Genomic DNA, 11,469 nt, shown 5'->3' on the forward strand with positions numbered 1-11,469 from the left:
ACAGAAGTTAAGCCCACCAGCGCCGATGGTACTGCTAACGCGGGAGAGTAGGCCGCCGCCAGTTTTTATTTTATTTTTAAAAGTCTCATGCATATTGCATGAGACTTTTTTTTGGTTTATACTTTTTTGTTTTCCACTTTTTACCGTTTACCATTCCCACTTTGTCATCCCGAAGGGATCCAAGCTATTCAATACTTATTCTATCCCCATCGGTACAGTTCCTTTTTTATTATGAACTACTTTTGTAAGTATTATAAGAATCTGTAATCCCTTCTTACTGTGTTTTCCCGAAGGAAGCTAAAGCAATAAGAAAGTAAAATACTTCTTATTTTAAATCATATATTAAACATTGATGAGATAATATTTATGGATAACGTTATTGAGATTCCTGCAGAATGACAAAGACTGGGGAGTAAAGCAAACGACTATATCATACAAATATTTGTGGTTCATTAGAAACTACTTTTTTATTCATATCCTTTTTATCATATATATGTTGCTTAGTATCATTACTTTTGTTTGTCTTACCGTATTTATCATCCTGTAAGGATCTAAACAATAAGGAAAAATAGAATACCTCTTATTTTAAATCGTACCCTAACATTGATAAGATAATATTTGTAGATAACGCTGGCTAGATTCCTACGGAATGACAAAGACTAGGGAGTAAAGCAAACGACTATATCATACAAATGTTTGTGGTTCATTAGAAACCACTTTTTTATTCATATCCTTTTTATCATATATATGTTGCTTAGTATCATTACTTTTGTTTGTCTTACCGTATTTGTCATCCTGTCAGGATCTCAACAATAAGGAAAAATAGAATACCTCTTATTTTAAATCGTACCCTAACATTGATAAGATAATATTTATGGATAACACTGGCTAGATTCCTGCAGTATGACAAAGACTGAGAAGTGAAGCAAAGCATAATAATCAAAGCATATTGTAATTTTTTAGAGTCTGTATCCTTATGGTATGATAATGAATAGATACAGTGCACGTAAAATTATTCTTCAAATAGGTACCCAGCATCTTGTATCTTACCGTACCTTTATTTTAGCCCCGATAGCAGCGGTTACCCCGCAGCAAGACAGGAAACGAGGGGAAAGATGATATGGGAAGCCAGGAGCGAGGAGTATGAGCGGATAGCGGGAAATAGCTCCTGAAAAAATAATATAACTTATAAAGAAGTAAGATTAGAACGAAATGTACATTAGGTAGTTATGTTTGGAAAGACTATTACTAATTAATTATTTATAATAAAAAAGAGATGGTTAAAAACCATCTCTTTTTATCAATGTAAAGAAGATTATTTCTTAATTATAGTAGTTTGATACACGAGATTTTCTTTGTTGAAGAATCTTATGATATATGAACCTGAGGAATATGCTGTAAAGCTGATCTTTCCAGAGTATTTCTGTTTGTCAGTAAGATTTCTTCCAGACATGTCATATATTTCATAATGGGTAATTTGTTTATCTGTGATCACAGATAATAAGTCCTTAACAGGGTTTGGTACCACTTTAATACCAGAATTATTTTTTACTGCTTTGGTGTTTAAGCTAGATGTAACCGATAAGCTTCTTGTATTTTTACTTTCATTTAAGCAAATATTTAAAGCAATAAGCTCATTGATACTTTTACCAATAAAATCTGATGTATTGGCTGTACTATTATATGAGATTCCTTTTACAGTATATGTACCTGCTTGAAGTGAAGTGAAATTAGCCGTTGTATTTACCGCATCAATTTTACCGGTTGAATTATTGACTGCTATAAAGATATATGAATAACCAGCAGGTGCTGCCAGAGTTTCATAAAGACTTCCAGGACCTGTAGCAGTAATAGTATAAGAAGTACTATTTGCAGGACTGCTAAAATTTGTGCAGATAAGATAGTAGTCAACACCTTCGTTTAATGTAACGGATTTTGTAGAACCATTGGCGGTATAACTTGAACCGTTATAATATGAGTTTGAAGCTAAGAAGTTTGCCGTTGAAGCCGGATTTCCTGAATGTACAGAAGTAATCAGAAATCCTGAGGATTTTGAGAAGGTATAATTTCCGCTGTCTGTTACTCTGAATTTAAATGTATTTGATACATAATTACTAGGCCCGGAATACGGTGCTGCCATTGAAGCATCGCTATATACAATGATATTATTGTTGGATGATGCTGTGTTATATGCAAATGTTTTGGCAGTGTAGGTATCACTTGCGGCAGGAGGAGCTGACATATTCAGATTGGCTTCCGGGCTTCCGGAGATTGCAGATACTGCAGTTTGTGGAGTGATATAGGTGGAATAAGCGTTACAGTCTGAAGTTATTGTAAAATTATTATCAGATACATCAAAGAATTCAGCATTTGGATTAATAACACCCACTACTTTTATTCTTGCTTTATTCGTTGTCGGAATGTAAGGAATGGTAACATTGGAGCTGCCATTATTCAAAACATTGGAAGCCAATGTATAAGGGAATGATAATCCTCCGTCAATAGATAACAGAATATCTACATTGCTTTTTATTGTATTGGTATTATTAACATCCCAGGTGATGTTAGCCAGAGTATTGGATGCTAGTGAGATACCAGCAGCATTGGGATAGGTAACAGCTAAGGGGCCGCTGTTATCAACAGTTACGATGATCTCGTCTGAATCCAGACCTCCGTTTGTCGGGTTGTTGTCTCTTACCGTAAAGCGGAACTTCATTGTTCTGGCTACTAACGGTAATGCTTCGGCATCATTTGTAGGTGGGTTGTTTTGATTATTCAGAACAAACTTCATTTTAGGAAAATACCTTTCTGTAACTAAAGTACTTTGTTCGGAGCGGAATAATGGGGCGGTAGTACTGTTTACTGCTGTGTAGCCTCCTGTACCGGTAATTGTAGAACCAAATGCTCCTTTATCATTGGCCGTTGCTACATCCGCTTGCTCCCAAGTATAAGATAAGTTACTGTCATTGGGATCACTGGCTGTACCTTTGAGTTTGAATGGTGTATTTTTGGGAATCGTAATATCGGTTCCGGCATTGGCTGTAGGTACTGTATTTGGACTGGCAACCAATGTATAACAGTTTGCAGGTGATTGTAAATAAGCGAGTATTTGGTCTAAGCTTTTTGCATTAAAATAGTCTAAGCTGTTATCTCCTGTGTTGTTCTGATTATTGGGGATGGAGCAATTGCTGTTATATCCCATAATTGTAGTTCCTGAACCGGGTTCTACAGCTGCACTGGAATTCCAGCCGCTTGTACAGAATGTAGGACTGCTTGCGCTGCCTCCAACCGCATTATAAGTATGGCCGGCAGAAAACTGATGTCCCATTTCGTGTGCAATCAAACCTGCAACAGTACCTTTAGGCATGCTTAAGGCCCATTCGCTCCATGCTCTGGATTTGGATGTATTGTTACAAGGCTGTGGACCAGCTTGTCCACGTGCCCCGCCACTGCTAAGGATATTAAATGTATGTCCTATATCATACTTATTGTATACAAGGGTACCATTGGTATTTAATGTATTAAAACCTGTCTGGGAATTCGCTGCATTGGCAAAATTAGGATCTACGGTGAACGGATCTGTGGCAGGATCGGTAAACACTAAGGTTTTATTGGTTGTTTCAGCGATAAGGCTGAATGTTACAGATACTTCAGATTCATAGATTTTGTTGATCAGATTAACAATATTAACAGCTTCGGCTAATGCATTATCTGTATTTCCATTAAATGCCTGTGTAAATTCACCTGTTGTTGCGGCCGCCAGTCTGAACTTACGGATCTGGTTTCCAAAAGGAAAATTGGGTGCAGATTTTGTATTTAGGTTTTGTTTTAAAGAAGATAGTTCATGCATTAAATCACTTTCTTCTACCCCACAGAAAAATCTTTCTCCAAAATCGGAAAAAGCGTTATATATTCTGTATTCGCCGGGAGCTGTTTTATAGCGATCTACAAAAAAATATCCTGCTTTATTTTTAATAATGGCATTGAAATGATCTTCAAATACAGACAGTTTTAATGATGCTGTTTTATCATCACTTACACCATCGAAAGTAATTATGGGCTGGAGCCTTTGTTCCGTAAGGTTATTTTCTTTTAAGGAAAATCTTATGTTTTTGCCATTTTCAGTAGGGAGTTCAATAAATACCTGTGAGATTTTCTCTTTTTTTACTCTGGCCTCTCTGAATTGCCGTTCAAATTTTTGAAAATCGAAACGAAATACATTACCAGGCAATGATTCTTTGGAAATATCTTGTGCCCAGCAATAGTTGAGAATTACTAATAAAACTAAAGTCAATTTAAATTTCATAATAAGGTGAATTTTATTGCGAATTTAATAAAAAAAAGAAAACAGTAATATGAATTTTTCATCATATTACTGTTTTTGTACTTTTGTATTTAAAATATTTTGTATTATATAGTAATAATAGAAATATTTTATACTTGAATGACTCCTAGGTTAAATTTTTCCGTAATAGGTGAATGATTGGCTGCTTCAATACCCATAGAGATCCATTTTCTGGTATCAGCCGGATTGATGATAGCATCCGTCCATAGTCTTGCTGCAGCATAAGTAGCTTCAGTTTGTTTCTGATACTTTTTGGAGATTGTATCCAGAATTTCATTGTGTTCTTCTTGCGAAATTTCTTTTCCTTGCTTTTTAAGGGTAGATTCCTGAATCTGAGCCAATACTTTTGCCGCCTGTGCTCCTCCCATTACAGCCAGATCTGCCCAAGGCCATGCGACAATTAATCTTGGGTCGTAAGCTTTTCCGCACATCGCATAATTTCCTGCTCCGTAAGAATTTCCTGTAATGATAGTAAATTTAGGAACTACAGAATTAGAAACCGCATTAACCATTTTAGCTCCGTCTTTGATGATCCCGCCATGTTCTGATTTTGAGCCTACCATAAATCCTGTAACATCCTGTAAAAAGATCAGAGGAATTTTTCTTTGATTACAATTGGCAATGAATCGGGTAGCTTTATCCGCAGAATCAGAATAGATTACTCCTCCGAACTGCATTTCTCCTTTTCCGCTTTTTACCAGCTTTCTCTGATTGGCTACAATTCCCACAGACCAGCCGTCAACTCTGGCTGTTGCACAGATAATGCTTTTACCGTAATCCGGTTTATATTCTTCATATTCGGAATTATCTACAATACATTTGATAATTTCGTAAGTATCATATTGTTCTGCTCTCGAAACCGGCATGATTCCGAAAATATTTTCCGGATTTTCTTTAGGCGGAAAGCTTTCAATTCTGTCGAATCCTGCTTTTTCAGTACTGCCGATAGATTTCATGATGTTTTTAATCCTGTTCAGAGCATCTTTGTCATCTTTGGCTTTATAATCGGTTACTCCTGAAATAGAACAATGGGTTGTAGCTCCACCAAGTGTTTCATTATCGATACTTTCTCCGATAGCTGCTTTTACAAGATAGCTTCCGGCAAGGAAAATAGAACCTGTTTTATCTACAATCATCGCTTCATCGCTCATGATAGGAAGGTAAGCACCTCCGGCAACACAGCTTCCCATCACCGCAGAAATCTGAATGATTCCCATGGAGCTCATTTTAGCGTTGTTTCTGAAAATCCTTCCGAAGTGTTCTTTATCCGGGAATATTTCATCCTGCATAGGAAGATAAACGCCGGCAGAGTCTACCAGATAAATGATAGGAAGTTTATTTTCCATGGAAATTTCCTGTGCTCTAAGGTTTTTCTTTCCTGTGATAGGAAACCATGCACCTGCTTTTACTGAAGCGTCATTAGCAACAATGATGCACTGCCTTCCGGAAACATATCCGATCACAACTACCACTCCTCCGCTAGGGCACCCTCCATGTTCCTCATACATTTCATATCCGGCAAATGCACCTACTTCTATGGAATCTGAATCTTTATCAAGAAGGTATTCAACTCGTTCTCTTGCAGTCATTTTTCCTTCTTCACGAAGTTTCTGAAGCCTTTTTTCTCCTCCTCCCTTTTTAATTTCAGCGAGTAAGCGGTTTATTTCGGATAATTTTAATCTATTTTGATCTTCCCGCTTGTTAAATTCAATATCCATATACTTTTTAGATTTATTTTTTTAATAATTTTTTGACTACTTTACTGTTGTCTTCTAAAAGAATATCAATGATATAATAGCCATTTGCTAAATTACTCATATTAATTTTAGTATTACTACTATTTATGCTTTTAAAGAATATTTTATTTCCTGAAATTGAATAGAGAGAAATATCGCGTATTTTTTTATTAAATATTAGATTTAAATCATGGGTAACAGGATTAGGATATATTCCCGTTTCAGTAAGGTTTGATTCTGAAGTGTTGAGTGCATTGTCTGCAAATTTTACAAGAAAGGCATCAAAGCTTCCTCCGCCATAAGTATTGGAAAATCCGTTAAAAGCAATTCCACTTGTAGAACTTGTATACCCTGCAAAATAGATGTTCTTTTGAGGATCTATAGTAATTGAATAAGGTTCATCATTACTGGTTCCGCCAAAATAAGTTCCCCATTCTCTGTTAATTCCATTGAATTTAACTATAAAAGCATCAGCATAGCCTCCGCTGAATGTATTGCTATAGCCAGCATAAGCAATTCCTGTTGTAGAGCTGGTTTCTCCTAAAACATAAATTTCCTCATTATCTCCGAATGCTATATCTTGTCCCACATCGGCCTTTTCTCCACCATAATAAGTACTCATTAAACGGATTCCATTGGTGTTGAATTTAACCAACATAGCATCAATATTTCCACCATATGTATTTTGAAAGCCATTATAGAAAATATTATTGTTGGAATAGGTAGCACCTACTGCATAAATTTCGTTATTACGAATTTTAATATTGTTGAAATAATCCATATGATCTCCTCCGAAATAAGTTCCCCATTGTCTTACTCCATTCGGATCAAATTTCACCAGCATGGCATCCTGAATATCATTAAAAACACTTTTGTGAGTTCCGGGAGTTGCGATATTTGTTGTTGAACGGGTTACTCCGGCTATATAAACATTGTCATTCTCATCAACAGCACAAGCATGGGTTTCATCTGATGCAGTTCCTCCATAATAGGTTCCCCATTGTCTTACTCCATTGCTATTGAATTTAACAAGAAATCCATCACTGCTTCCCCCTAAAGTATTCTGATGTCCGGCATTCGCAATATTGGTAGTAGAGAATGTATATCCGGATAAATAAACATTGTTGTTGGAGTCAACGGCGCAATGCCATCCGTAATCCTGGTCGGTTCCTCCATAATAAGAACTCCAGATTCTGTTGCCATTCGAGTCAAATTTTGCAATAAGAGCGTCAATACCGCCGCCTCCAAAAGAACTTTGATGTCCCTGATAAGCTATATTAGAAGGAGAAGATGCCCATCCGGAAGCAATCAGATTATTGTTGCTGTCAATAGCTGCTCCAATGAAGTTTTCATTGCCGGTTCCTCCGAAATAAGTTGACCATAATCTTTGCCCGGCAGGATTGAATTTAACGATCAATCCATCAATTTGACCTCCTAAATTATTCTGAAATCCGCCAGAAGCCATTCCTGTAGATGAGCTTCTCCCCAAAGCATACAAATTTCCTTGTTTATCAAGTATGGTTTTATAAAAAATATCGTCAGCGTTACCGCCGTAATATGTACTCCAGGCTACACTTGGATCTATGATAAGATCTTTACTTTTATCATATTCATCCACTGAAAAACTTAAAATATTTCTATTAAGTTTAAAGCTGGTACTGATTTCTTTTGACTGTTGAAAACTAACAGGCTTTTCTTCAGTAATGTTGCCCAGTTTGGTTTCTAATGAAAGGTTTCCGTTTTTTGACAGAGAAATTTTTTTTGCATTCTCTACTTCCATCTGAATTTCGGAAGGATTACCGCCGGGCTTTACTACAAAATCATACTTGATGTGATTATCATTGATGTAAACAATCCAGTCTATGTTTTTATAAACCTCTTTAAATGTTATTTTTTTATAGCCGAAAGTTTCAAGTCTCTTATCATCATTATAAAAGAAAAACGGGCTTTCATTTTTTTCTTCCGTAGCTACCGTGGAAAATTTATTTGAATTTTTAAGCCGAATATCTATTCTATGGTTTTTAGACTTTCCATCCGTAAACTGATAGATGATTTTATTATTCATTAAATAGATATTCATAGATTTCTTCCGATAGTAATATTTTACTTTATCAGCTTCCGTACCGGTAAGCTGTCCTTTATTTTCTATGAAGAGAGGATGATTGTCAGCTGGTATGGTATTGCTTTTAAAGTAAGAGAAAAAGATCAGAAATAATGGTAAAATAGTTTTTTTTAAGAGGGTCATAATGCCTTGTCTATTAGTGTTTTAAATTATGAAATATTTAACAGAAAATACTTTTTTTGTATACTATATTTTGTCTAACTTTACATCAGAGTAATGGGGATAACGTCCCTATAACACTCTAAGTTCCTAGTTTATTTTTTTAATAGTTTATTATTTGAAGGCCCTGAAAGTTCAACAAATTTTCAGGGTTTTTTGTTTTTCAAATTCTAAAAATATCATATCCTGAAAACAGAGTGCAAAATAATATAATCTCTATATACACTCCAATTTAAATCACATAAAACACCCCGAATTGCAAAAATGGCAACAGGTTATGGAATGAATTGAAATTTTTATAAGATTTATGAAAGCCTATTTGTAAATTTGCATCTTAAAAATTAAAAGAAGATAGGGTATGCAAAAATTAGCGCTTTTCAGATTGCATTTGATTGTTTTTTTATGGGGGTTTACGGCAATTTTGGGAAAACTGATTCATGCAAATGCTCAGATTCTCGTGTTTTACAGGATGTTGTTTGCGTCCGTTTTTCTTTTTGTATTCATCAGGGTTTTTAAAAAGGAAAGCATCAAAGTTTCCAAAAAAATATTTTTCCAGCTGGCAGCAATAGGTTTTGCAATGGCGCTGCACTGGTATTGTTTTTTTTATTCTATTAAAGTGTCTAACGTATCTATTGCATTAAGCTGCCTTTCATTATCCACTCTTTTTGCTTCCATATTAGAACCTGTTATTTTTAAAAGGAAGATTGATATATCCGAAGTATTGATGGGAGCAGTTATTGTGGCTTGTATCTTATTGATCTTTAAAACAGAGTTTCATTTTAAAGAAGGAATTATTTACGGAATTCTGTGTGCCGTATTCGGAACTATCTTTTCTGTATTTAATGGTAAAATGTTTGGAAAGACGAGCTCTGGGAATATTATTTTTTACGAAATTTTCTGTGGATGGTTTATTTTGATGGTATTTTATCTGTTTTCAGGGCAAATTTTTCATATGAATGAAATAAACTACAGAGATCTGGCGTTAATATGCTTGTTAGCAAGTGTTTTTACGGCTTTCCCGATGCTGGAATCTGTGAAATTAATGAAGTATATATCACCTTTTACTTTAATTTTAACAGTTAATTTGGAACCCGTTTACGGAATTATACTAGCTTTTTTTATCTTTGGGGAATCAGAACATATGAGCCCTGTATTTTATATTGCTTCAGGAGTTATGATACTGGCAATCATTGTGAATGGATTAATTAAAGCCAGAAAAACAAAAAACTTTAACTAGCATCAAATTTATATGATGAAAAAATATTTTTTACTTGCATTTTCACTGCTGTTTGGGCTATCCCAATCTCAGATTATCAGGAAGTATTCCAATGAATTTCTAAATATCGGAGCCGGAGCAAGAGGTCTTGCAATGGGGGGAGCTGTGATTTCCAATCAGGATGATGTATACGCTCCCATGTGGAATCCTGCAGGTTTGATGTCTATTGACAGAGACTGGCAGGGAGCAGCAATGCATGCCGAGTACTTTGAGTCCATAGCAAAATATGATTATTTGGCTTATGCCAAAGTCCTGGAAGAGGGCGTTTTCGGGGTTTCTGTGGTAAGACTGGGGGTAGATAATATTTTGAATACCACCCAAATGATTGATTCGGAGGGAAATATTGATTATGATAAGATCACTAAATTCTCCCAGTCAGACTATGCTGCAATTCTTTCCTATGCTTTCAGGCCGGGAGGAAACCCAAAACTTGATGTAGGGGTGAATGCCAAAATCGTCTATAGAAATGTAGGTAAATTCGCCAATGGATATGGTTTCGGGTTCGATGTAGGAGCTATTTATAAAGCAGATAACGGCTGGAAATTTGGAGGAATGGTAAGAGATATCACAACAACGGTCAATTTCTGGAGTATTAATCAGAAAGAGCTTTCTACAGTAGTAAATGGAGAAGAGTTCAACCCTGCACCAAAAGATAAACTGGAACTTACAATGCCTAAGCTTAATGTAGGAGCCAGTAAATTATTTGAAATTAATAGCAGCGTTTATGTACTTCCGGAAGCTGGTATTAATGTGGATTTCGCTAAAACAGCTTCACTGATTTCAACAGATTTTGCAAGTATCAGCCCTTATGCAGGTGCTGAACTGGGATATCAGAAAATGATTTTTGTAAGATTAGGGATCAACAGGTTTCAATCTATTACAGATATTGAAGATCTTAAGAGAAAAGTTTCTTTCCAGCCAAGCGCAGGTATAGGGATTAGATACAGAGGTCTTACGCTGGATTATGCTATTACAAATTCAGGAATAGGAGGATCTAATTTCTATTCCAATTTCTTCTCATTGAAGCTGGATATGGGAGCATTCAGAAATGATTAAAAAAGTAAAAATGAAAAAGGCAGTTTTTTTTATGTTGACAATTTGTTCAACGTTAGGATTTGCACAAAAGGTTTCGGATTATAAATATATCTCTATTCCTGAAAAATTGGAAACTTTTAATCAGGATTATGGCTTAAAGAATAAGCTGACCAAAGCCCTGACTGGTAAAAAATATATAATATTACCTGTAATTAAGGATAACTGGCCTTCTGAAGCTAAGAATAATTATTGTAATGTACTTGCTGCGGATATTTTGAATGATAAGAGTCTTTTTAAAAATAAGTTAATACTGCAGTTTAAAGATTGTAATAATAAGCTGGTTTTAGAATCAAAAGGAAGCTCTAATATCAAAGAGTTTGAAGAGGGACTGGATGAGGCATTAAAGCAAGCTTTACTAAAAGTGGCTGTTTCTAATCCTGTTGACATTTTACCCGCTGCTAACAGTACACAAACTTCCTCTTCGGGAATTTCAACATCTTCAGTGGTTCCGGTTGCCAGTAACTATTCCAATGGAAAAACAGATCTTCAGAAAATACAGATTGATGACCACCAGTTTATTCTAGTGAGATCTGGCAGCTCAGTACCATTTGCTGTTTTTAAGACAACATCTAAGAATGGTATTTTTATTGTAAAACTGGCTGATGGTAATACGACTATAGGATATTTCGAAAATGATAGTATCGTTATAGATATTCCCCAGGCAGACGGCAGGTATGTGAAAGAGGTTTTTACAGGAAAATAAATCAGACTGCGACAAAAATAATTATATAAAAGG

Annotated in this window: 6 protein-coding genes; 3 read left to right on the top strand and 3 right to left on the bottom strand. The window is 35.5% G+C overall.

All coding sequences use genetic code 11. From position 1 onward, the window contains the following. Window positions 1–1,315: 1,315 nt before the first annotated feature. The 3 genes from F3J23_RS16425 to F3J23_RS16435 form a co-directional block, all read right to left on the bottom strand. Complete coding sequence (locus F3J23_RS16425; protein ID WP_167031444.1) at window positions 1,316–4,306, bottom strand: zinc-dependent metalloprotease; 2,991 nt, start codon at window positions 4,304–4,306, stop codon at window positions 1,316–1,318. A gap of 128 nt (window positions 4,307–4,434) precedes the next feature. After that, window positions 4,435–6,063 (bottom strand): acyl-CoA carboxylase subunit beta, encoded by a 1,629-nt coding sequence (locus tag F3J23_RS16430; protein ID WP_167031447.1) that lies wholly within the window; start codon window positions 6,061–6,063, stop codon window positions 4,435–4,437. Window positions 6,064–6,076: 13 nt separating this feature from the next. Next, window positions 6,077–8,326 carry an SBBP repeat-containing protein gene (locus tag F3J23_RS16435; protein WP_167031450.1) on the bottom strand — a complete coding sequence of 750 codons (2,250 nt, stop codon included), beginning with the start codon at window positions 8,324–8,326 and terminating at the stop codon, window positions 6,077–6,079. A gap of 394 nt (window positions 8,327–8,720) precedes the next feature. Here F3J23_RS16435 and F3J23_RS16440 point away from each other — a divergent pair, with 394 nt between their 5' ends. Genes F3J23_RS16440 through F3J23_RS16450 form a run of 3 tightly spaced genes read left to right on the top strand, consistent with a single transcriptional unit; the run spans window position 8,721 to window position 11,436 of the window. Continuing rightward, the gene (locus F3J23_RS16440) at window positions 8,721–9,599 is read left to right on the top strand and encodes a DMT family transporter (protein WP_167031453.1); all 879 of its coding nucleotides are present in this window, start codon (window positions 8,721–8,723) and stop codon (window positions 9,597–9,599) included. A gap of 12 nt (window positions 9,600–9,611) precedes the next feature. Continuing rightward, window positions 9,612–10,694 (top strand): PorV/PorQ family protein, encoded by a 1,083-nt coding sequence (locus tag F3J23_RS16445; protein WP_167031456.1) that lies wholly within the window; start codon window positions 9,612–9,614, stop codon window positions 10,692–10,694. Between the two features lie 10 nt (window positions 10,695–10,704). Beyond that, the gene (locus F3J23_RS16450; RefSeq protein WP_228455363.1) at window positions 10,705–11,436 is read left to right on the top strand and encodes a hypothetical protein; all 732 of its coding nucleotides are present in this window, start codon (window positions 10,705–10,707) and stop codon (window positions 11,434–11,436) included. Window positions 11,437–11,469: the final 33 nt, after the last annotated feature.

This window comes from Chryseobacterium sp. Tr-659, from assembly GCF_011752975.1.
In the GTDB taxonomy this organism is placed as follows: domain Bacteria; phylum Bacteroidota; class Bacteroidia; order Flavobacteriales; family Weeksellaceae; genus Chryseobacterium.

Excerpts from the sequence above, each read along its gene's own strand:
- F3J23_RS16425 (WP_167031444.1), bottom strand. The coding sequence starts at position 4,306 with ATGAAATTTAAATTGACTTTAGTTTTATTAGTAATTCTCAACTATTGC.
- F3J23_RS16430 (WP_167031447.1), bottom strand. The coding sequence starts at position 6,063 with ATGGATATTGAATTTAACAAGCGGGAAGATCAAAATAGATTAAAATTA.
- F3J23_RS16435 (WP_167031450.1), bottom strand. The coding sequence starts at position 8,326 with ATGACCCTCTTAAAAAAAACTATTTTACCATTATTTCTGATCTTTTTC.
- F3J23_RS16440 (WP_167031453.1), top strand. The coding sequence starts at position 8,721 with ATGCAAAAATTAGCGCTTTTCAGATTGCATTTGATTGTTTTTTTATGG.
- F3J23_RS16445 (WP_167031456.1), top strand. The coding sequence starts at position 9,612 with ATGATGAAAAAATATTTTTTACTTGCATTTTCACTGCTGTTTGGGCTA.
- F3J23_RS16450 (WP_228455363.1), top strand. The coding sequence starts at position 10,705 with ATGAAAAAGGCAGTTTTTTTTATGTTGACAATTTGTTCAACGTTAGGA.